This is a genomic window from Saccharopolyspora hordei (assembly GCF_013410345.1).
Taxonomy (GTDB): domain Bacteria; phylum Actinomycetota; class Actinomycetes; order Mycobacteriales; family Pseudonocardiaceae; genus Saccharopolyspora; species Saccharopolyspora hordei.
In genome coordinates this window covers 610,553-632,678 of sequence record NZ_JACCFJ010000001.1, presented here as the reverse complement: position 1 = coordinate 632,678, position 22,126 = coordinate 610,553, and the positions used below count along the sequence as shown (strand labels likewise).

General features: G+C 73.1%; 19 protein-coding genes and 1 tRNA gene. 14 read left to right on the top strand and 6 right to left on the bottom strand.

Annotated features, from left to right (window positions below; translation table 11 throughout):
• Positions 1–14 precede the first annotated feature (14 nt).
• Complete coding sequence (locus HNR68_RS03005; protein WP_179717399.1) at positions 15–1,823, top strand: gamma-glutamyltransferase; 1,809 nt, start codon at positions 15–17, stop codon at positions 1,821–1,823.
• A 380-nt stretch (positions 1,824–2,203) separates the two neighbouring features.
• Here HNR68_RS03005 and HNR68_RS03000 read toward each other — a convergent pair whose 3' ends face one another.
• Complete coding sequence (locus tag HNR68_RS03000; RefSeq protein WP_179717398.1) at positions 2,204–3,091, bottom strand: EamA family transporter; 888 nt, start codon at positions 3,089–3,091, stop codon at positions 2,204–2,206.
• Between the two features lie 290 nt (positions 3,092–3,381).
• On the opposite strand from HNR68_RS03000, the gene HNR68_RS02995 reads away from it, so the two are divergent.
• On the top strand, positions 3,382–4,503 hold the full coding sequence (locus HNR68_RS02995; RefSeq protein ID WP_179717396.1) for a baeRF11 domain-containing protein: 1,122 nt from the start codon (positions 3,382–3,384) through the stop codon (positions 4,501–4,503).
• Here the strand turns inward: HNR68_RS02995 and HNR68_RS02990 are convergent.
• Positions 4,485–4,655, bottom strand: a complete 171-nt coding sequence (locus HNR68_RS02990; RefSeq protein ID WP_380574582.1) for a hypothetical protein — start codon at positions 4,653–4,655, stop codon at positions 4,485–4,487. The two genes, HNR68_RS02995 and HNR68_RS02990, sit on opposite strands and share 19 nt — an antisense overlap.
• A gap of 234 nt (positions 4,656–4,889) precedes the next feature.
• On the opposite strand from HNR68_RS02990, the gene HNR68_RS02985 reads away from it, so the two are divergent.
• Entirely contained in the window at positions 4,890–8,126 is a 3,237-nt protein-coding gene (locus HNR68_RS02985; protein ID WP_380574580.1) for a glycosyltransferase, read from the top strand.
• A gap of 56 nt (positions 8,127–8,182) precedes the next feature.
• Here the strand turns inward: HNR68_RS02985 and HNR68_RS02980 are convergent, their stop codons facing one another.
• Entirely contained in the window at positions 8,183–9,430 is a 1,248-nt protein-coding gene (locus HNR68_RS02980; RefSeq protein WP_179717394.1) for a hypothetical protein, read from the bottom strand.
• Between the two features lie 227 nt (positions 9,431–9,657).
• Here HNR68_RS02980 and HNR68_RS02975 point away from each other — a divergent pair, with 227 nt between their 5' ends.
• On the top strand, positions 9,658–11,442 hold the full coding sequence (locus tag HNR68_RS02975; protein ID WP_179717392.1) for an acyltransferase family protein: 1,785 nt from the start codon (positions 9,658–9,660) through the stop codon (positions 11,440–11,442).
• Positions 11,443–11,463: 21 nt separating this feature from the next.
• Positions 11,464–12,138 (top strand): peptide-methionine (S)-S-oxide reductase MsrA, encoded by a 675-nt coding sequence (gene msrA / locus HNR68_RS02970; protein WP_179717390.1) that lies wholly within the window; start codon positions 11,464–11,466, stop codon positions 12,136–12,138.
• 90 nt (positions 12,139–12,228) lie between these two features.
• On the opposite strand, the gene HNR68_RS02965 is transcribed toward msrA, so the two are convergent.
• The 3 genes from HNR68_RS02965 to HNR68_RS02955 form a co-directional block, all read right to left on the bottom strand.
• Positions 12,229–12,807 (bottom strand): hypothetical protein, encoded by a 579-nt coding sequence (locus HNR68_RS02965; RefSeq protein WP_179717388.1) that lies wholly within the window; start codon positions 12,805–12,807, stop codon positions 12,229–12,231.
• A 252-nt stretch (positions 12,808–13,059) separates the two neighbouring features.
• Positions 13,060–13,383: a hypothetical protein gene (locus tag HNR68_RS02960; protein WP_179717385.1), complete on the bottom strand. Its 324-nt coding sequence runs from the start codon at positions 13,381–13,383 to the stop codon at positions 13,060–13,062.
• Positions 13,384–13,662: 279 nt separating this feature from the next.
• Positions 13,663–13,735, bottom strand: a tRNA-Gly gene (locus HNR68_RS02955).
• Positions 13,736–14,015: 280 nt separating this feature from the next.
• Here HNR68_RS02955 and HNR68_RS02950 point away from each other — a divergent pair.
• From HNR68_RS02950 to HNR68_RS02910, 9 genes are all read left to right on the top strand, one after another.
• Complete coding sequence (locus tag HNR68_RS02950; RefSeq protein ID WP_179717383.1) at positions 14,016–14,597, top strand: RNA polymerase sigma factor; 582 nt, start codon at positions 14,016–14,018, stop codon at positions 14,595–14,597.
• 181 nt (positions 14,598–14,778) lie between these two features.
• Positions 14,779–15,216 carry a DUF983 domain-containing protein gene (locus tag HNR68_RS02945; protein ID WP_179717381.1) on the top strand — a complete coding sequence of 146 codons (438 nt, stop codon included), beginning with the start codon at positions 14,779–14,781 and terminating at the stop codon, positions 15,214–15,216.
• A gap of 53 nt (positions 15,217–15,269) precedes the next feature.
• Positions 15,270–16,121 carry a DNA-formamidopyrimidine glycosylase family protein gene (locus HNR68_RS02940; protein WP_179717379.1) on the top strand — a complete coding sequence of 284 codons (852 nt, stop codon included), beginning with the start codon at positions 15,270–15,272 and terminating at the stop codon, positions 16,119–16,121.
• Positions 16,122–16,241: 120 nt separating this feature from the next.
• Positions 16,242–17,495, top strand: a complete 1,254-nt coding sequence (locus HNR68_RS02935) for a histidine kinase (protein WP_179717377.1) — start codon at positions 16,242–16,244, stop codon at positions 17,493–17,495.
• 9 nt (positions 17,496–17,504) lie between these two features.
• Entirely contained in the window at positions 17,505–18,407 is a 903-nt protein-coding gene (locus HNR68_RS02930) for a S49 family peptidase (protein WP_179717375.1), read from the top strand.
• Between the two features lie 352 nt (positions 18,408–18,759).
• Positions 18,760–19,536 carry a LytR/AlgR family response regulator transcription factor gene (locus tag HNR68_RS02925; RefSeq protein ID WP_425502915.1) on the top strand — a complete coding sequence of 259 codons (777 nt, stop codon included), beginning with the start codon at positions 18,760–18,762 and terminating at the stop codon, positions 19,534–19,536.
• Between the two features lie 16 nt (positions 19,537–19,552).
• The gene (locus HNR68_RS02920) at positions 19,553–19,960 is read left to right on the top strand and encodes a hypothetical protein (protein ID WP_179717371.1); all 408 of its coding nucleotides are present in this window, start codon (positions 19,553–19,555) and stop codon (positions 19,958–19,960) included.
• A 4-nt stretch (positions 19,961–19,964) separates the two neighbouring features.
• Positions 19,965–20,105, top strand: coding sequence for a hypothetical protein (locus HNR68_RS02915; RefSeq protein ID WP_179717369.1), 141 nt, complete (start codon positions 19,965–19,967; stop codon positions 20,103–20,105).
• Positions 20,106–20,118: 13 nt separating this feature from the next.
• Positions 20,119–21,861, top strand: coding sequence for a sodium/solute symporter (locus HNR68_RS02910; RefSeq protein WP_179717367.1), 1,743 nt, complete (start codon positions 20,119–20,121; stop codon positions 21,859–21,861).
• Positions 21,862–22,126: the final 265 nt, after the last annotated feature.

The following is a 22,126-nucleotide window of genomic DNA, read 5'->3' as shown; positions in this document are numbered from 1 at the left end:
TTAAGGTGGTTGACGTGTTCACCACTCGCCCGGAACTCGCCGGTACCCACGGGATGGTCGCCTCCACGCACTGGCTCGCCTCCGCCGCGGGCATGGCGGTGCTCGAGGACGACGGCAACGCGTTCGACGCCGCGGTCGCCGCGGGCTTCGTGCTCCAGGTCGTCGAACCGCACCTCAACGGCCCGGGCGGGGAGGTGCCCGCGCTGTTCGCCACGGCCGACGACCCGCGCCCGCGCGCCCTCGCCGGCCAGGGCCCCGCGCCCGCCGGCGCGAGCATCGCGCACTACCGCGACGAGCTCGGCCTCGAGCTCGTGCCCGGCACCGGCCTGTTGGCCACCACCGTGCCCGGCGCCTGGGACGGCTGGTTGCTGCTGCTGCGCGACCACGGCACCAAGACGCTGCGCGAGGTGCTCCAGCACGCCATCGGCTACGCCCGGAACGGCTTCCCGATCGTCGAGCGGATCAGCACCACGATCGACACCGTCCGCGACATGTTCCGCGAGCACTGGCCGACCTCGGCCGAGCTGTGGCTCACCGACGGCGCCGCGCCCGCGCCGGGCAGCGTGCTGCGCAACCCCACGCTGGCCGACACCTGGGAGCGGCTGCTGGCCGAGGCCGAAGCCGCGGGCGGCGACCGCGAGGCGCAGATCGACGCCGCCCGCCGCGCCTGGTCGCAGGGCTTCGTCGCCGAGGCGGTGGAGAAGTTCGCGCGGATCCCGCACCGGGACAACTCCGGGCGCGACCACGCCGGGGTGATCACCGCGCAGGACATGGCCGAGTTCGAGGCGACCTACGAGACGCCGCTGACCGTCGACCTGCCCGGCGACTGGACGCTGGCGAAGTTCGGCATCTGGTCGCAGGGCCCGGCGCTGGCGCAGCAGCTGCGCCTGCTGGAGGGCTTCAGCGACCGGATCAACTACGTCGACGGCGCTGCCGACGCCGACACCGTGCACCTCGCCGTCGAGGCGGCCAAGCTCGCGTTCGCCGACCGGGAGGCCTGGTACGGCGACTCCGCCGACCCCGCGGTGCTCGCCGACCTGGTGTCCCGCGACTACGCCGCCGAGCGCCGCCAGCTGATCGGTGACCGCGCCTCGCTGGAGCTGCGCCCCGGTGCGCCCGGCGGTCGGCAGGCGGCGCTGCCCGCGCACGTCGCGGAGGGCCGCGGCGCGCACGGGCAGAAGGACCCCAGCGGGGTCGGCATCGGCGAGCCGACGGTGTCGCCGACCGGGGAGAGCCGCGGCGACACGGTGCACATCGACGTGGTGGACCGCTGGGGCAACATGGTCTCGGCGACCCCGTCCGGCGGCTGGCTGCAGTCCTCGCCGACCATCCCGGAGCTGGGCTTCTGCCTGGGCAGCCGGGCGCAGATGTTCTGGCTGGACGAGGGCCTGCCGAACTCGCTGGCCCCGGGCAAGCGGCCGCGGATCACGCTGAGCCCGTCCCTGGCCCTGCGCGGCGGGGTGCCCACCCTGGCGTTCGGCACGCCGGGCGGCGACCAGCAGGACCAGTGGCAGCTGTGCTTCTGGCTGGCCCACGTGCACGGCGGGCTGAACCTGCAGGAGGCGATCGACGCGCCGGCCTGGCACACGGGTGCGTTCCCGGGTTCGTTCTTCCCGCGGTCCTGGGAACCGGGGCGCGTGGTGGCGGAGTCCCGCCTCGGCGCCGAGACCCTGGCCGAGCTGGAGCGCCGGGGCCACGACGTGCTCGACGCGGGTCCGTGGGCCCTCGGCCGCCTCTCGGCGGTCTCCCGCGACCCGGAGACGGGCCTGCTGCGCGCCGCCGCCAACCCCCGAGGCGCCCAGGGCTACGCCGTCGGCCGCTGACCGGGCCGCCCGCGCCGGCGCCTGCGGTGTGGGGCGGGGGCGCCCGCGTCCTCGCACGGCGGTCTCGCCCCCGCGTGGCGACACCGGTGTCGGCCCTCAGCTCCGGTCCCCGGCCGGGACTGACGCAACCCCGGTGGAACTCGGACGTCTGCTCCCCGGTGTGGACTCGGTGGGGCGCACGTGCCCCACGTGGGTGGTCGTGCTGCCGCGCTGAGGGTGCGGCCCGGAGGAGCCCAGCGGGCGTGCGGAGCCGTTCCGCCCCGTCCCCGGGCAGTTCTCCACAGGCCTGTGGACAACTCTGTCCACAGGTCGCTGACCAGCGAAGGCAGTGCGATCCGGGGCTGTGGAGGCGTGGAGTTGTCCACAGCTGTGCACAACCGCTAGCGACGGGTGCTGACCAGCACCAACCCGATCCCGATCAAGCCCGCGCCGCACCAGCCGTCCACACCCAGCCGCTCGCCGACGACCAGCACGCCCAGGACGGCGGCCACCACCGGCTCCAGCAGGCTCAGCGTCGTCGCCGTGCTGGTGGAGGTGTGCCGCAACCCGGCGCCGAACAGCACGTAGGCCAGCCCCATCGGCACCACCGCGAGGTACCCGGCGACGGCCAGCCCGGACGGCGAGCCCAGCAGCGGACCACCGGTCCACGCCAGCACCGGCAGCAGCACCAGCGCCCCGGCGCCGAACATCGCGCCCATCACCGCGCGCGACCCGTGCCCGCGGCGCATCATCCGGGACGCCGACCACGAGTAGACGACGTAGGTGGCGCCGGCGAGCAGGCCGAGCAGCGCGCCGAGCACGGTGTCCTCGCCCGCCCCGGTCCGGCCGGTGATGAGCAGCAGCCCGGCCACGGCGAGCCCGGCGGACACCGCCCACCGGGCGTCCAGCCGGACGCCGTCCACCACCCGCTCCAGCACGGCGGCGAACACCGGCGCGGACCCGAGCGCGACCACGGTGCCGATCGCCACCCCGGCCAGCGCCATCGACGAGTAGAACGCCAGCGGGTACACGGCCACGGCCGCCGCACCCACGACCAGCAGGCCGAGCCGGCCGGACCGCAGCACCCGCCACGCCGACCGGCCGGCCAGCGCGAGCAGCAGCAGGCCGCCGAGGCCCATGGTGGCGGCGCCGATCGACAACGGGCCGGCCCCGGCGGGGGCGAAGCTGGCCGCGGTCCCGGTGGTGCCCCAGAGGGCGGAGGCCAGCAGGACGAGGAGGGGACCGGACAGGAACGTCCGGGAGCGCGCGGGCGCGAGGTGATCGGTCACGGTGAGCTCTTCCGTTCGAGGACCAGTGGGGACGTCGACGAACGGGGGCGCGTGCGAGCAGGGGTTTCCGCGAGCCGGTTTCCGGCAAGACCGACAGCAGGACTGCACAGCTGGTGAGCCGGCGGCCCGCTCGGAGCCGCTGACAGCGCCGCCCGTCAGCGGGACGGGGGCGGAGTGACGCGACGCCAGTACGAGTTCACGGCGCACACCCTACTGGGCCACGACGGCGTCCGGAACGTGCTCCGCACCACCCGCGACCGGCGCCGGCCCTGGACGTTCGGAGGTCTGCGATGGCGATCCTGCACACCGACATCCCCACGCGCTCCCAGGTCGACGCGCTGATGACCGCGCGCGACCCGCACAGCGTGTCGCTGTACCTGCCGACCGACCCGGCGTCCAGCGGCGAGGCGGAACGCGTCGCGCTGAAGAACCTGACCGGGGAGGCGCTGGAGCAGCTCCGCGGCGCCGGCGCGGACAAGGACGCGGTCACCGAGATCGGCGACGAGCTCGCGGACCTCGCCGAGGACGAACTGTTCTTCCGCTACCAGGCGCGCAGCCTCGCGGTGTTCGCCACGCCGACGTCGATCACCACGTTCCGGCTGCCGAACCACCTGCGCGAGGCGGTGCAGGTCAGCGACCGGTTCCACCTCGTGCCGCTGCTGCGGTCCACCACCCTCCCGGGCACCGCGCTGGTGCTGGCACTGGCGCAGAAGTCGGTGCGGCTGCTGGAGGTGCTGCCCGAGCTGGACCCGGTGGCCATCGAGGTGACCGGCATGCCGACCAACATCGAGGACGCGGTGGGCCGGGAGTTCCCGTCCGACCGGTCGGCGGTCCGCCGGTTGCAGGCCGACGAGGGCAAGAAGGTGCGGATCCGCCAGTTCGCGCGCCAGGTCGACCGCGCGCTGCGGCCGGTGCTGCGCGGCGACGTGCCGCTCGTCCTGGCCGCCACCGAACCGCTGCAGAGCATCTTCCGCTCGGTCAGCGGCGCCCCCGAGCTGGCCCCGGTGGGGCTGACCGGCAACCCGGAGGAGAGCACCGACCGCGAACTCGCCTCGGCCGCCCGCGGCGTCCTGGACGACCTGAACAACGACCGGCTGCGCGAGCTGCACGAGCTGTTCGACCAGCGCACCAGCCAGGGCCGGGCGGTCACCGACGTCAGCGACGTGGCCCGCTACGCGACCATGGGCGCGGTGGAGACGGTGTTCGTGGACATCGACAGCTCGACGCCGGGCACCATCGACGACGCCGGCGAGGTGTCGTTCGCCGAAGCCGGGGCGTCCACGTACGCCCTGGAAGACGAGATCGCGCGCCGCGTCTGGCTCATGGGCGGCACCGTCATGGCGGTCCGCCACGACGACATCCCCGGCGGGGGCGACATGGCGGCCCTGCTCCGCTACGCCCCGGCCCCCTGACCGCAGGCGCCGAGGCGGTGGCCCGTGCCGCGGACCGTGCTGGTGCGGTCCGCGCCGATCGTGCGGCGCAGCGCGCGCACGTGGACGTCCGCCACGTTCGAGCCGGGGTCGAAGTCGTGGCCCTGGGACAGGACCTGCTCGCGGCGGAGCACCTGGCCGGAGTGCCGCGGGGATCGCGCACTCCCGCGCCACCAGCGCGGCGATGGGCCGCCATCGCCACGAGCAGCAGGACCGCCTCGGGAACCGGCCGCGTGCGCCCCACTCCGGTGCGCCGACCGGCCGGACCCGGACGAGAGCCTCTTCACCGTCCGGTGGCGCGCACCGGTCGGGCCACGGTTTGCCACGTACGGCCACGAGCCGCTGGTCCGGGCGATAGCCTGCGGTACGTGTCGAAGGACGGGATGGACGAGCGCCTGATCGAGTGGACCGGTGAGCGGTGCGTGCCGTGGACCGACGACGTCCAGGTGGTCTACGAGCACTACCACCGCTACGCGATGGCCGCCCGGTTCGTGCGCGGCAAGCGGGTGCTGGACCTGGCCTGCGGTGAGGGCTACGGCGCGGCGCTGCTGGCCGCCGAGGGCGCCGAGGTGGTGGGCGTCGACATCGACCCGGACACCGTCGAGCACGCCACGCACCGGTACGGCGGCCGCGACGTCACCTTCCAGGTCGGCTCCATCACCGACCCCGACCTGCTCGCCGACGAGAAGCCCTTCGACGTCGTCGTCTGCTTCGAGGCCATCGAGCACGTCGAGGACCACGACGCGGTGCTGCGGCTGGTCAAGTCCCGCCTGGCGCAGGGCGGCCTGTTCCTCAGCAGCACCCCGGACACCGCCGTCTACACGCACCAGCACGGCAACGACAACCCGTACCACGTCAAGGAACTCACCCTCGACGAGTACGAGGGCCTGCTGGAGGGCGCGTTCCGGCACGTGGCCGTGCTCAAGCAGAACGTGACGGTCGGGTCGCTGCTCACCCCGGCCGACCCCGGCGACCCGGACACCGCGATCGACGGCGTCCGGCTGCAGACCATCGAGCCCGGCGAGGACGGCTGGTCGGTCCACCAGGGCGTGCCGCACACCTACCTGCTGGGGCTGGCCTCCGACAAGCAGCTGCCGAAGCTGCCCGCGGCGGCCCTGCTCACCGACGCCCAGCTCACCCTCGTCCGCCGCAGCGGGGACACGGCGCCGATCATCGCGCAGCGCGACGCCGCGGTCGCCGACGTGGCCAAGCTCAACGAGCTCTACCAGCGCAGCCGCGAGGAGACCGAGGAGCTCAAGGGCGTCATCGGGCGCCTCGAGGAGCTGCGCAAGGCCGAGGAGCAGCGCGCCGACCAGGCCGTGCGCGAGCGCGAGGAGCTGCGCGCGGAGCTGCACGAACGCCGGCGCAGCGCGGAGCGCGACGCCGCGCGCATCGAGTGGTTGCGCGACACCGTCGCGCGGCTGGAGGGCCGCGTGGCGGACGCCGAGCGGCAGGCCGCCGAGCTCAGCGCGGAGAACGCCGAGCTGGCGGCGCAGAACTCGGCGCTGGTGCAGCGCGCGGTCACCAAGTACCGCAAGGTCGTGGAGCGGGTGGCGCCGCGCGGGACCGCGCGCCGCGACGCCTACGAGATCCTCCTCGGCCGCAAGCCGGGCGTCCCGCAGCCCGAGGAGGTCGTGGAGACCGGCCCGCTGCCGGTGCCGTGCAGCGACAAGCCGCTGGTCAGCGTGATCGTGCCGGTGCACGGCAAGTGGCCCTACACCCGGCAGTGCCTGCGGTTCCTCGGCGGGCACGTGGTGTCCGTGCCGTTCGAGGTGATCGTCGTCGACGACGCCTCCCCGGACGACAGCGCCGAGAAGCTCGCCGCCTGCGAAGGCGTGCGGTTGGTGCGCACCGAGCGCAACCTCGGGTTCATCGGCGCCTGCAACCTCGGCGCCCAGCACGCCCGCGGCGAGCACCTGTTCTTCCTCAACAACGACGCCGAGGTCACCGAGTCCTGGCTGGACGTCCTCATGGACACCATGCGCTCGGACGAGCGCATCGGGCTGGTCGGCGCCAAGCTCGTCTACCCGGACGGCCGGCTGCAGGAGGCGGGCGGCATCGTCTGGGCCGACGGCACCGGCTGGAACTACGGCCGCGGCACCGACCCGGGCGGCGCCGAGTTCAACGTGCTCCGCGACGTCGACTACTGCTCCGGGGCCGCGATCCTGGTGCGCAAGGACGTGTTCCAGCAGGTCGGCGGCTTCGACACCCGCTACGCCCCGGCCTACTACGAGGACACCGACCTGGCGTTCGCGGTGCGCGCCGCCGGCTACCGGACCGTGGTGCAGCCGAAGGCGGTCGTGGTGCACCACGAGGGCGTGTCCAACGGCACCGACCTCAGCACCGGGGTGAAGAAGCACCAGGAGATCAACCGCAGGGCGTTCGTGGAGAAGTGGGCGGACACGCTCGCCGCCGAGCACCTCCCGGAGGCCTCGCCGCGCAACCTCTGGCTGGCGCGCCACCGCGGCACCCGCGGCCACCACGGCCCGATCGTGCTGGTCAAGGACCACCAGGTGCCGCGGCCGGACTTCGACTCCGGCTCGGTGCGGATCCGCCGCGTGCTGGAGCAGTTCGTCGAGCTCGGCTGCCGGGTGGTGTTCTTCCCGGCCAACCACGCGCCCCTGGAGCCCTACACCACGCAGCTGCAGCAGCTCGGCATCACCGTGCTGCCCTCGCCCGAGCTGCAGCAGGCGTTCCTGCACGAGGCGGGCTCGGAGATCTCGCTGGCGCTGCTGTCCCGCCCGCAGGTCGCCTGGAGCCTGGTCGAGGAGCTGCGCACCTGCGCGCCGCAGGCGGTGATCGCCTACGACACCGTCGACGTGCACTTCCTCCGGCTGGAGCGGCAGGCCGAGGTCGCCGAGCAGCAGGGCGACGCGGTGAAGGCGGAAGCCCTGCGCCGCAAGGCGTTCGCCTCCCAGCAGATGGAGCTCGGGCTGGCCCGGTCCTGCGACATCACCCTGGTGGTCTCCGAGGCGGAGCAGGCGCTGCTGCGGGAGCTCGTGCCGGACGCCGACGTCCGCGTGCTGTCCAACGTGCACGAGGTGGACTGGCGGCCCTCGCGACCGGCCGGGCGCGAGGACGTGCTGTTCGTCGGCAGCTTCGACCACCCGCCGAACGTCGACGCGGCGCGCTGGGCCGCCCGCGAGATCATGCCGCTGGTGCGCGACGAGTGCCCGGACGCCGTGCTGCACGTCATCGGCAGCAACCCGACCGACGAGGTGCGCGCGCTGGCCGGGCCGGGGGTCGAGGTGCACGGCTGGGTCGAGGAGCTGGAACCGCACTACGCGCGCAGCCGCGTGACCCTGGCGCCGCTGCGCTTCGGCGCCGGCGTCAAGGGCAAGGTCGGCGAGAGCCTCAGCCTCGGCGTGCCGGTGGTCGGCACCTCGGTGGCCGTCGAGGGCATGCACCTGGAGCACGGCCGCGAGGTGATGGTCGCCGACGACGCGGCGGGCCTGGCCGAGGCGGTGGTCGCCCTGCTCACCGACGACGAGACCTGGCAGCGCATGGCCGAGGCAGGCAAGTCCGGCATCGCGGCCCAGTTCGGCCCGGACGTCTCCCGGGCCACGCTGCAGGAACTGCTCAAGTCCGCCGACCACGAGGCCTGAACGCGGGAGCGGCCCGCCCCCTCGGCGAGCGAGGGAGCGGGCCGCTCCTCGTGTCGTCAGTCGCGGACGGTGGGCGGGGTCTGGGCCAGCTGCTGCTCGAGCACCGACGTGAACGTCTGCTCGGCCTGGTCGCCGCTGGAGTCGACGATCACGACCCAGCCGTGCGCCGCGTAGGCGGTGCGGAAGGTGCTGCCGGTGGAGACCACCTCCACGCCCTTGTAGGACAGGTCCTCGTCGACCGCCAGGCCCTGCTGGGCGTCGAGGTACTCGTCCACCACGGTCTTGGCCGCGTCGTCGCTCGGCATGTGCAGCGCGAGCAGCGTGACCTGCGGCGGGCCGTCGGTCTTGGTGAACCAGCCGTCGGTCAGGCCGTTCTGCAGCGCGGTGTCCAGCACCGACTTCGGCTGCAGCACCCCGGCCTTGTGCCCCTGCAGGGACGGCAGGTCCAGCGGACCGTTCCACGGGTGCTGCGGGCCCGGCACGTTGACCAGCACGTCCTGCGGGTTGGCGGGCGGGGCCGGCTTGGCCGCCGGCGGTTCGGGCAGCTGCTTGGTCGTCGGCTGGCCCTGCGCCGTGGGCTCCGGCTCGGGAGCGGGGGCCGGGCTGTCGCCGCTGGTGAAGTAGAAGACGAGCGCCACGACCAGGCCGACCACCAGCACACCGCCGATGGACAGGCCGGCGATGAGCTTGCCCTTGCCGCCCTTGCCCGCGGTCTCGAACACCTCGGGGCCCTGCCGCATCCACGCCGCCTCACCGTGGTCCTGCCCGCCGGGCAGGTCGTCGCCCCACGGGGTGCCGGTGCTCTCCACCGCGCCCCAGCCCTGCTGCGGGCCCCACTGCGGCTGCTGGGGCGGCGCGGGCCACGGCTGCTGGGCGAAGTTGACCACCTGGGTGCTCTCGGAGTCACCCGGCGTCGCGCCCTGCTGGGGCGGCTGCGCGATCGGGTTCGGCACGACCTGGGTGGCCTCGCCCGAGGGCGCGGGCTGCTGCTGTTGCTGCTGGGCCCCCTGGGCGGCGGCGTCTCCCCAGCTGAACGCCGGCGGGAACGGGTTGGACTGCTGCGGGGTCCCGCCGGCCGGCGTGCCCGGCTGCTGCTGCGGCAGTCCCCCGGACGGGGTGCCGGGCTGCTGCTGCGGGGTGCCGCCGGCCGGCGTGCCCGGCTGCTGCTGCGCCCCCGCGGACCCGTCCTGCCCGCCTTGGGCGCGGCCGAGCACGGCGTCCCGCCGCTGGCGGTACTCCTCCGCGGAGATCCGACCCGCCGCGAGTTCGGCGTCGAGGTTCTGCAGCTCGTCTTGCCAGGTCACCGATGCGCCCTTTCCCAGGAAAATGAAGCGGAGCCCCCACGTGCGATCGATCGCCATTCTGGCACCCAGTCGGTGGGGTGGGGGCCACCGGCCGGATAACGATCCGGTCCTCTCTCTGGTCGGGACGGCCCGTTGCGAGGTAATGGGTCCCGAACCGCCGCGCCCCCAGCTAGGCTACGCAGCGTTGACCTCTCTGCTGGGGATGCTGTCTTGATGGGGTGATCTGGGTGGGTGATGCGCGGGTCGTGCACACCCGTCCGGAGTTGTTCGCCGAGCCGCACCACGGGTTCGCCTGGATCCGCATGATCGGCGCGGTGCTGGTCATCTACGGTCACAGCTCGCCGCTGGCCGGCACCGGGGTCCTGTTCGACGAGAACTGGGCGCTGCAGCCCGACGAAGGGGTCCTGATGGGCTTCTTCGCGATGAGCGGCTTCCAGATCACGGAGAGTTGGGTCCGCGACCCGCACCCGGGGCGGTTCGCCGCCAAGCGCGTCCTCCGGCTGTGGCCGCCGATGCTCACGGTGACCTTGGCGATGGCGCTCATCGTCGGCCCGATGGTCACCGCGCTGTCCGTCGGCGACTACTTCGCCGCGCACGGCACGTGGGCCTACGTCATCAACAACGCGGGGATGCTCACCCTCCAGCACGAGCTGCCCGGCGTGTTCGTGGACAACCCGTGGCCGAACGCGGTCAACGGCTCGCTGTGGACGCTGCCGATGGAGCTCATCGCCTACGCGGGCCTGTTCGTGCTGCTGCTGCTCGGCGCGGCCCGGCAGGAGCGCCGCTGGCTGGTCGTGGTGGCGCTGGTCGCGCTGGTCGTCTGGGACCGGCACCTGGAGCAGACCCCCGGTCCGGAGTCGGCGGGGTCGCTGCTCAGCGTCCCGGTCGAGTCGCTGGTGGCGTTCCTGGTGGCGTTCGCCTTCGGCGTGGTGCTCAACCTCTACCGGATCCCGCTGTCGCCGCTGGCCGCGGGCGCCGGGATCGTGGTGCTGGCGCTGATGCCCAACAGCATCGCCGCCTCGTTCCTCATGGTCTTCGTGGTCAGCTACGCGGTGGTGCTGGCCGGGCACTTCTGGCCGGCGAAGCTGACCGTGCCGGGGGTGTGGGTCAACGGCAGCTACGGCGTGTACGTGTGGGGCTTCCCGATCCAGCAGCTGCTGGCCATGGCCGGGGTCCGCAACCAGTGGCTGATGCTGGTCTGCGCGGCCCCGCTGGCGTACGTCGTGGGCACGCTGTCGTGGAAGTTCATCGAGGACCCCACGATGAAGCTGCGCCACTACTTCACCCCGGCTCCGAAGAAGGACGACGACCCGGACGACCTCGACGAGGACCGGGCGGAGGACGACCCGGAGGAGGAGCCGGGGGACGACGCGGACGAGGCCGACAGCCCGCCGCGCCGCGCGGACGGACCGGAGGCCACCACGCGGGTCACCCCGGCCGGTCGCCCGGGCCGCCCCCGGGCCGCGTCCAGCGGCACACCGCCCCGGGGCACGCGGGCCGCGGAGCCGGACGACGCCCGCCCCCGTCGCGGGGTGCAGCAGCCCCGCCGTGTCGAGGCCGCCCCGCCGACGCGTCGCGTCCGGCCGGTGGGCGGGGTGGAACCGGCGGCCGAGGACACCCGGCGACGCCCGGAGCCCCGGTCGGTGCGCGACGTCGAGCCGCGCGGGCCCGGCGGTGGCGCGCCCCGCGCCCGTCCCGGTCGGCGTGACGAGCCCGCACCGCCGAACGGCGCGGTGCGCCCGGTCGACGTCCCGGGCCGCACCGGCTCCGCACCGGGGCGTCCCGTGCCGCGCCCCCAGCGCGACCTCCCGCCGCGCCGTCGCCCCGCGCCGCCGGTGGAGGAATCGGCGCTGGCCAAGCGGCTCTCCGGTGACGTGGACCCCCGGCCGGTGCCGCCGGTGCGCCCCCGGCCACCGGTGCGCCGGTCGACCGGCCGCCACGCGCGCCCGGAACCGCCGCCCACCCCGGAGGAGGAGACCCTGCCCCATCCCAGGAACCAGGACCTGCGCTGATCTGGGCGTAGTCTCGGGGGCATGGCGCTCTTCGGTGACAAGACCAGGATGATCGACCGGTCGGAAGCCCTGCCGGGCCGGGACACCCCGATGCCGGTCGCGGAGTACCACGCGGTCCACCCGGACCGCCGGATCGTGCCCCCGTTCCCGGAGGGCTGCGCCACGGCAGTGGTGGGCATGGGTTGCTTCTGGGGTGCGGAGCGCGCCTTCTGGCAGACGCCGGGGGTGTGGACGACGGCGGTCGGCTACGCGGGCGGGTACACGCCGAACCCGACCTACGAGGAGGTCTGCACGGGCCGCACCGGGCACGCCGAGGTGGTCCTGGCGGTCTTCGACCCGGCGGTGATCAGCTACTCCCAGCTGCTCAAGGTGTTCTGGGAGAACCACGACCCGACCCAGGGCATGCGGCAGGGCAACGACATCGGCACCCAGTACCGCTCGGCGATCTACTGGACCGACGAGACCCAGCGCGCGGAGGCCGAGGCCAGCCGCGACGCGTTCCAGAAGGCGCTGCGGGACGCGGGCCTGGGCGAGATCACCACGGAGATCGCCCCGCTGGAGGCCTTCTACTACGCGGAGACCTACCACCAGCAGTACCTGAGCGACGCCAAGAACCCGAACGGCTACTGCGGCCTCGCCGGAACGGGCGTGTCCTGCCCCATCGGCCTGGGCGTCACCACCGAAGGCCGCCCCTGACCGGAGCCGCGCGGCGCGCACGGACCGACGGGCACCTCCCGCCACCACACCGGGCGAGAGGTGCCCATCACGTCGTGCGCTGTGCGGTGGTCAGCGTGGGGTGCCCGCTGCGGTGAGGAGTTCTTCGGCCACCGCGCGGGCGACCGGGACCAGGGCCTTCGTGGGCTTGGCGGCGTTGTAGCGGACCGAGACGGTCAGGTTGGCCTCGGCCGCCACCAGTTCGACTCCCAGCGGGCTGCGGATCAGGACCGCTCGGGAGCCGAGGCCCGGCACCTCGGTGGCACCCGGTTCGAGCGCGAGGTAGTCGAGGAACTGGTCGACGTAGGCGGTGTCCGGGCGGGACTCGAGGTCGAACTCGGTCGCCACCTCGACGTCCAGGCCGCTCTTGCGCACGTCCTGGACCGGCCCCTCGGCCCGCCACTGGCACGTGGAGCTGCGGTGGAGGTCGTGGGCGCCGTGGTGCTGGGCGTCGAGCTCGGCCCGGCGCGGCGCGAAGGCCCTGTCCAGCACCAGCGGGGACACCGACTCGCACGCGTTCGGCACGCTCGTGTAGCTGGGCGCCTCGCTCGGCGGAGGCAGGATCCAGCTCGCCGCGGTGAGCCCGATGCCGATGACGAGGACGGACAGGCCCACGCCCAGCGACCGCCGCACCCGCGTGGCACCGGACATGCAGCTCCTCCGTACGACGGCGTGCTTCGGAGGAGGAGCCTATCGATCACGATCACGGCGGAGCGGGGGTGGCGGGAGGCGGACCGGTGATCGGCACCATTCCCGCCATTCCCCGCAGCGGGCGATCCCCGTTCCGCTGCGCGCCAGCACGGTGCGAACTCGTCGCGTGGATGGCGGTGGACCGATCAGCGAGAACGGACCCCCGGGGAGGGGAGTGCCGCGCCCCGGAGGGGACGCGGCACTCCCGGCGGCTCAGTCGGCGCCCTGAGCGCTGCCGCCCTGGGCGGAGCCGGTGGCCCAGCTGTTGCCCTGCACGACGCTCTGGGTGGACTGGTTCGACTCGCTGGTCTGCGACGAGCCGCTGTTCGAGCTGGTGGTGGACGTGCTCGTCGTCGTGGTGCTGGTGGAGGCGGTCTCCTGGCCCTGCCAGGAGCCGGACGGCTGGTCGCTGGACTGCCAGCTCCAGGTCTGGACCTGGTCCTGCTGCCAGGACGCCTCGTCGACGGCGTGCGCGGCGCCGCCACCCAGGACACCGAGGAAACCAACGGCCAGTGCACCGACGACAACCCGACGCATGTGAATGACCTCCAGGAGACGGGGGAAACCGGACACGTCGGAGACGATCACATCCCGATGGCTCCCGCATCCCGCACAACTCGGGTTCCGGAGAAGTTCCCGACATCGTGCGACCCACCGGGGAGATCACGATCCTCGTCCGGAGGAAACGGGGAGTCGGGAGCGAAAGACCGACCACGGCTCGCCCTCGGGACGGGGTGCCCACGCGTCGCTCGTCCCCGGACACGACAGAAGAGCCGCGGTCGACGCTCGAGCGTCGACCGCGGCTCTTCCGGTCCGAGCGGATGACGGGACTCGAACCCGCGACCCTCACCTTGGCAAGGTGATGCGCTACCAACTGCGCTACATCCGCATCTTCATCGCCCCTCGTGGGCTGTTGGCAATCACTGTAGCGCACCCTCCCGAGCCCGTTCACCGGGGGGTCCCCTTCGGGGTCTCCGCAGGTCACACCCACGCGGGTGGGTGGCGCGGGTGGCGGTCCCCGGCGGACCGCGCAGACTGGCGGTGACGCGCCCGGTCCGGTCCGCAGGACCGCCGACCGGCGTCAACTGGGGGTGGGGCCGCCGTGGCCGGGACGTCCGCGGTGAGCTCCCCGGCCGGTCCGTCCGGTCGGCTCTGCTGGGGGAGGGACGTTGGGGGCGAGCGCGGGTGCTGCCGCGGAGTCGGACGACGCGGCGCTGCTGGTGCGGTTGCGGGAGGGGGACGACGCGGCCTTCGGTGAGCTGTACCGGCGGCACGCGCCGGTGGTGCGGCGCTTCGCGCTGAGCGTGCAGCGGCAGGGCGTGGACGTCGACGACGTGGTGGCCGAGGTGTTCCTGCGCGTGCTGCGCGCGGTCCGGGCCGGTCGCGGGCCCCGGGACACGATCCGCACGTACCTGTTCACGGTGGTCCGGCGGGTGGTGGCGGAGTGGTCGGCGGCGCGCCGGTACCAGCTGGTGGGCGCCGACGAGCTGACCGAGCGCGGTCCGCGGCAGGGCGACCACCAGGTGGTGCAGGCCGAGGGCGAGCTGCTGGCGCGGGCGTTCCTGCGGTTGCCGGAGCGGTGGCGCGAGGTGCTGTGGCGCACCGAGGTGGAGGGGCACCGCCCGGCCAGCCTCGCCGCGCAGCTGGGGCTGACGCCGAACGCGACCGCCGTGCTGGCGCACCGGGCGCGGCGCCGGTTGCGTGAGGCGTACCACCAGGCGGCGGAGCTGCCGCTCGGTCGGGGCGCGTGACGCGCTCCGCGGGGTGGCCCGAACGCTGGACATGATCGACAATGGAGCCGTTCGGGGACGACTATCACCCGTCGGGCCCATGACGCGCGCGGTACCGTTGCACCACGCTCGGTGAGCGCCGGGGTTCGAGTGACGGACGATGTTGGTGAGGCGACCAGCCCGGGTGGGCGGGGAGGCGACGATGAACCGGGTGGTGCGGGGCTCCGACGGCCGTGAGTGGACCATCAAGGCGAACCTGGAGTGGTCCAACCCGATCGCTGCCGACGAGTTCGAGCACGACGTCAACGGGGGGACCGCGCCCGCCGTGGTGATGGGCGCGGTGCTGCTGTTCCTGGTCGTGATGTTCGTGGCCTGGACGCCCGACCAGGTGTACGTGCCGTCCTGGCTGGTCCTGCTGCTCGTCGTGGCGGTGCTGTTCTTCCCGGTGCGCTGGCTGCTGCACCGGCCGTGGACCATCACCGCGGCCACGCCGGGGGACCACGAGGAGAAGCCGCCGGAGACCTGGGTCGGCGTGGTGCGCGGCCTGTACGACGTCCGCAAGGAGGTCTCGGAGGTGGCGCGCCACATCGAGCTCTACGCGGAACCGGACATGAACGGCAACCTGCAGCCCGTGGAGTGACCGCGGAGCGCGCCGCGCCACGCGCGGGCGGTTCGTCGCGCACACTGGGACCCGTGCCGGAACTCCCCGAGGTCGAGGCGTTGGCCCAGCACCTCCGCGACAACGCCGTGGGCCGCACCGTGGCCCGGGTCGACGTCGCGTCGATGAGCGTGCTGAAGACGGCGAGCCCGCCGTGGACCGAACTGCACGGCCGCACCGTCACCGCGGCGACGCGGCGCGGCAAGTACCTGGACCTGGACTGCGACGGCCTGCACCTGGTCTGCCACCTGGCGCGGGCCGGGTGGCTGCGCTGGTCGGACGCGCTGTCGCCGGCGCCGCCGAAACCCGGCCGGGGACCGATCGCGCTGCGGGTGCACCTGGGCGAGGTCGGGTTCGACCTGACCGAGGCCGGCACCCAGAAGAAGCTGGCGGTGTGGGTGGTCGCCGACCCGGCCGAGGTGCCGGGCATCGCGAAGCTCGGGCCGGACGCGCTGGACCTCGACGTCGACCGGTTCGCCGCGCTGCTGTCCGGGCGCACCGAGCGGATCAAGACGCTGCTGACCGACCAGTCCACGGTGGCCGGGATCGGCAACGCCTACTCCGACGAGGTCCTGCACGCCGCGAAGCTCTCCCCGTTCGCCACCGCGGGCAAGCTCGACGCCGAGGCGGTGCAGCGGCTGCACGCGAGCGTGCAGGAGGTCTTGCGGGACGCGGTGCAGCGCTCGCTGCAGCAGGACGCCGCGCGGCTCAAGGCGGAGAAGCGCTCGGGGCTGCGGGTGCACGCGCGGACCGGGCTGCCGTGCCCGGTGTGCGGGGACCTCGTCCGGGAGGTGTCGTTCGCGGACCGCTCGATGCAGTACTGCCCGACCTGCCAGACCGGCGGCAAGCTGCTCGCGGACCGGCGGCTCTCCCGGCTGCTGAAGTAGCCGCTGCCGGCACCGGGCCGTACCGCTGAACGGAAGGGCTGGGTACCGCTCACCGATGGAACCGGTGCACTGAGCGTAGCCACCTTGATTCCTGGTGTTGGCCTCGACCATATTGATGTTGTGGCGGAGTTGTTGACTGAGCGGACGGTGCTGACCACGCTCGCAGCCCTCGCCGTGCTCGGCATGTTCGTCATGCTGTGCCGGGCGCGCCGGGTGAGCACCTCGGTGGAGGACGCGACGCTGGCGGCGCTGCACCGGGTCACCAGCGCGGCTCCGCACCTGCGCGCCGGCCTGACCCCCGCCTCGGCGGACAAGGCGGCCCCACACCTGCGCAGCCTGCTGGACTGCGTCGCGGTCGGCATCCTCGACGCGGACGGGACACTGCTGAGCTGGGACGGCGAGGCCAACCACCACTACGCCGACCTGCGCCCCAAGGTCGAGCAGGTGCTGCGCACCGGCAAGCGCGAGTACCTCGACCACAACGACCTGAACTGCGAGGACCGGACGTGCCAGATGCGGCACGCCGTGGTGGTGCCGCTGGAGGTCGAGGACGAGACCCGCGGTGCGCTGGCGGTGATCTCCGACGGTGACCGCAAGCGCCTGCTGCGCGCCGCCGCCGAGGTCGCCAACCACGTGTCGACCCAGCTGGAGCTCGCCGAGCTGCAGGAGTCCAAGGAGCGGCTGGCGCAGGCCGAGGTGCGGGCGCTGCGGGCGCAGATCTCGCCGCACTTCGTCTACAACGCGCTCAACACCATCGGCTCGCTGATCCGCACCGACCCGGACCACGCGCGGGACCTGCTGCAGGAGTTCGCCGACTTCACCCGCTACTCGTTCCGCACCAACGGCCTCTACACCACGCTGGCCGACGAGATCCGCAACATCGACCGCTACCTGACGCTGGAGAGCGCCCGGTTCGGCCCGGACCGGCTCAAGGTCCAGCTCAAGATCGCGCCCGAGGTGCTGCCGGTGGTGGTGCCGTTCCTGGCGCTGCAGCCGCTGGTGGAGAACGCGGTCCGGCACGGCCTGGCGAACAAGCCGGGCGGCGGCACCGTGTCGGTGACCGCGGAGGACAACGGCACCGAAGCGCTGATCAGCGTGGACGACGACGGCATCGGGATGGACCCGGAGCGGCTCGACGCGGAGCTGGCCAACGCGCACCTGACCGGGGCGCACGTCGGCCTGGGCAACATCAACAACCGGATGCGGGCGACCTTCGGCAACGACTACGGCCTGGTCGTGGAGACCGAGAAGGGCGCGGGCATGAAGGTCATCATGCGGGTGCCGAAGTTCGCCCCGGGCGTGCGGCCGGGGCCGCCGCCGGCCTACGACGAGACCGGCATCGGACTCGCCGCCGGTCCCTCCGTCGGCCGGTAACGTCGGGGTATGGAGAAGGCACCGCAGAAGTTCACCGACCTGTTGTCCGGCAAGCTGTCCGCGAAGCTGCCGGCCAAGCTCGCCGAGCGAGCGGAGCGCGGACCGGTGGTGGCGGTCGTGAAGCTGCACGGCGTCATCACGGCGACGCCGTCGCCGGTGAGCCGACCGACGATCTCGACGCAGACCGTGGAGTCGGCGCTGACCCGCGCGTTCGGCCACGACCGGCTCAGCGGGGTGGTGCTGTCGGTCAACTCGCCGGGCGGTGCGCCCACCCAGTCGGCGCTGGTCGCGGACCGGATCCGGGAGCTGGCGGCGGAGAAGGACGTGCCGGTGCTGGCCTACTGCGAGGACGTCGCGGCCTCCGGCGGGTACTGGTTGGCCTGCGCGGCCGACGAGGTCTACGCGCACCCGACGTCGATCGTCGGCTCGGTCGGCGTGGTCAGCGCGAGCTTCGGGCTCACCGGGCTCATCGAGAAGCTGGGCGTGGAGCGCCGGGTGTACACCGCGGGCGACCACAAGGTGCGGCTGGACCCGTTCTCCCCGGAGAAGGAGGAGGACGTGGCGTGGCTGCGCGGCCTGCAGGGCGAGCTGCACGAGCAGTTCCAGGACTGGGTGCGCAAGCGGCGCGGCAGCAAGCTCAACGGCAGCGAGGACGACCTGTTCTCCGGTGAGGTGTGGACCGGGTCGAAGGCGGCGGAGCTCGGCCTGGTGGACGGTGTGGGCTCGCTGCGCCAGATCGTCAAGGAGAAGTTCCCGGACGCGCACCTGCACACCGTCGAGCCGCGCAAGCCGCTGCTGGCCAAGCTCGGCATGTCCTCGGCGGTCCGGTTCGGTGGCTCCCCGGCGGACTCGATCCTGTCCACTGTGGAGGCTCTCGAGCACCGCGCGCTGTGGAACCGCTTCGGCCTCTGACCCGCTGCGGCACGCCCGCCACCCCGTCGCGTCGGCACGGGTGGCGGGCGCACGTCGGTCCGCGCGGGTGCGCGCACCGTGATCGGCGTGGTCGCGCTCCGTCGTTGAGGCGAACCGGGTGGTCACTCGTTCAGCGGTACCCACTGGGCTGAACGGGCGAAAAATCCTTGCGCCACAGGGGATTTTTCGTGGTAGGACCCCTGGAAGCCACCGCGCTCCGTTAGCAATTAGCTTTGTTGGCGAGGCGTGACTGGACTCACTCGGGACGAGTGGGATTCGACGGCAGGATATGGCTGCAGTGAGTACACGAGAGAACCCAGCGGGTCTCGTCGTCCTGGCCGTGGACGACGAGATGGCCTGGTTGGACGAGATGAAGTACCTGCTCGGCGGCAACCCGAGGGTCGCGCGGGTGCTGACGGCCTTCGACGCCGCCGAGGCCTTGCGCCTGCTGCGCAGCGACGACCCCGACCTGTTCGGCCAGCGTGACGCCGACGAGTCCACCGTGGACGCCGTCTTCGCGGACGTGTCCATGCCCGGCCTGAGCGGGATGGAGCTGGCGCGGGTGCTCACCGCGTTCCGCAACCCGCCCGCCCTGGTGTTCATCACCGGGCACGAGGAGAACGCGCTCGAGGCCTTCGAGGTCGGCGCGCTGGACTACATCATGAAGCCGGCCAACGCCGAGCGGATCGACCGCGCGCTGCGCACCATCGAGAAGAACAAGCAGCAGGCCGCCGGCGGTGCCCGCGCGCTGGAAGCCCCGACGCCGGACGACGACGAGGTGATCCCGGTCGAACTGGCCGGCACCACGCGGATGATCCCGCGCAAGGAGGTGCGGTGGGTCGAGGCGCAGGGCGACTACGCGCGCCTGCACACCACCGACGGCTCGCACCTGGTGCGGATCCCGCTGGCACAGCTGGAAGAACGCTGGGCCGACGCGGGCTTCCTGCGCATCCACCGGTCCTTCCTGGTGTCGTTGCCGCTGGTCACCGAACTGCGGATGTCCTCGTCCGGGTACTCGGTGGTGCTCGGTGGCGGCCAGCCCAAGGAGCTGCCGGTCAGCAGGCGGCACACCCGCGAGCTCAAGGACCGCCTCGTGCGGGCGCCGCGGCAGAACTGGGGGCAGCAGTGACCAGCGGTTCGGCCGGATGAGTCCCGACGGTCCCGACCTCCGCGGTCGGCTCGGGGACACCGCACCCCGGCCGCGCCGCAAGCGCGTGGTGCTCGCCGACCGGCGCCGCACCCGCCAGGTGGCCCGCACCATCATGGAGCTGGAGGAGCAGAACAGCGTCGGCGAGGTGCTGGTCACCAGCCTGGTCAAGGCGCAGCTGCGCAGCGCGCTGCTGCTGACCGCGGTCGTGGTGGTGGTGCTGGTGGGCCTGCCGCTGCTGTTCTGGGCGGTGCCGTCGCTGGGCGACACCGCGGTGCTGGGCATGCGCCTGCCGTGGCTGGTGCAGGGCGTGCTGGTGTACCCGTTCCTGGTGCTCATCGGCTACCTCTGCACCAAGAGGGCCGAGCGGCACGAGCGGGACTTCATCGACATGGTCGAGCAGTGACACCATGATCGTCGAGGACCAGCGCGAGGAGGGGCAGGTGAGCGGTGTGCTCGACGGCACGGGCAGCGGGAACCCCGGACCAGCGGCGGCGGAGCCGCTCACCGGTGCGAGCCGGCGGCGCGCGGCGCTGCTGACGGCGTGCTAGGCGGCGCGGTCCGATGTCCCCGGACACCTGGTCCTTGCTCGGCGTCGCGCTGATCGTCGCGGCGACCATCGCCGTGGGGACCTGGGGCTCCCGGTCCGCGCGCACCACGTCGGACTTCTCCGCCGCGCGCCGGGAGGTCCGCGAGGAGCACAACGCCGCGGCGATCTCCGGCGAGTACCTCTCGGCCGCGTCGTTCCTGGGCATCGCCGGCCTCGTGCTCAAGGACGGTGTGGACGCGCTGTGGTACCCGGTCGGGCTCGCCACCGGCTACCTGGCGCTGGTGCTGTTCGTCGCCGCCCCGATGCGCCGCTCGGGCGCCTTCACGCTGCCGGACTTCGCCGAGGCGCGGCTGGACTCGCTGCGGCTGCGCTCGCTGTGCACGGTGCTCGTGGTGCTGATCGGCCTGCTGTACCTGGTGCCGCAGCTGCAGGGCGCCGGGTTCACCCTGGCGGCCATCGTCGGCGTCCCGCGGTGGGCCGGGATCGCCGTCGTCGTGGTGATCGTGCTGCTCACCGTGGCGACCGGGGTGCTGCGCGCGGTCACCCTGGTGCAGGCGTTCCAGTACTGGGTGAAGCTGTTCGCCATCACGGTGCCCGCCTTCGTGCTGATCGTCGTGTTCCTGGGAGCCGAGCACCGGCAGTCGCTGGACGCCCCGGTGCCGCCGGTGTTCCCGCGCGACACCACGGTCCACGTCGACACCGACGTGCGGTTGACCGTCCGCGAACCGGTGTGGCTGGCCGACCAGGGCGGCACGGTCTACCTGCACCCGGGCGAGCACACCGTGGCGGCGGGCAGCGAGCTGCGGTTCCCGGCCGGGGCGCCGGTGCCGGTGGTGGCCGACGCCGAACCGGACAACGCCACCTGGCTGCGGCCGCAGCGCGACGGGGTCGTCGGGCTGCTGGAGACGTACTCGGTGCTGGTCGCGACGTGCCTGGGCACCATGGGCCTGCCGCACGTGCTCGCCCGCTTCTACACGAACCCCAGCGGCACCGCGGCCCGCCGGACCGCGCTGTACGTGGTGGCGATGCTCGGGCTGTTCTACCTGTTCCCGGCGGTCTTCGGGCTGCTGTCCCGGATGTACGCGCCGGAGCTGCTGGTCACCGGCGAGACCGACGCGGTGGTGCTGCTGCTGCCGCACGAAGTGATCAGTGGCTGGGGCGGTGGGCTGCTCGCCGCGGTCACCGCGGCCGGGGCGTTCGCCGCGTTCCTGTCCACCTCGTCGGGGCTGGTGGTGAGCCTGGCCGGGGTGCTGTCCTCGCGGGACGTGCTGCGCGGGCGGTCGCTGGACTTCCGGCTGCTGGCCGTGCTGGCCTGCGCGGTGCCCGCGGTGCTCGCGCTGGTCACGGCCAACCACGACATCGCGCGCAGCGTGGGGCTGGCGTTCGCGATGGCCGCCTCGACGTTCTGCCCGGTGCTGGTGCTCGGGATCTGGTGGCGCGGGCTCACCGCGGCCGGGGCGGCCAGCGGCATGGTGGTCGGCGGCGGCATGGTGCTGACCGCGTCGGTGCTGACGTGCTTCGTGGACCGCGCGGACACCTGGTGGGCGACCCTGGTCTGGCAGCCGGCGCTGGTCACGGTGCCGACCGCCTTCGCGGTCGTCTACGTCGTCAGCCGGGCCACCTCGGCGCGCGTGCCGGCCGGGGTGGGGCGGGTGATGCTGCGGCTGCACGCGCCGGACCGGCTCGGCCTGCTGGACGACCGGCTGGTCGCCGGGTCCGCCGAGCCGCCGGAGACCGGCGGTCGGCACCACCGCTGAGAGTGATCACGGAGAGGGTGGAGTCAGGTCGTTTGCCGGTTTTCGAACCAGTGCTCAGTGACTGATCGTGAAACCATTTTCGGGACCGCTGAAGGCAATAGTCCGAACGGGTGAAAACGCGCCGAAAAGAGGAGGTAGCTCGACTCCACTTGGTCCGTGCCAACTTCACTCGATCGTTAGCATGTGTACTCCCCAAGGGTCTTCACAGTCGTGGAGGAACTACGTAGCGTTCCCGCGTTGAAAGCGATTCAGGCTCACGTCCCGG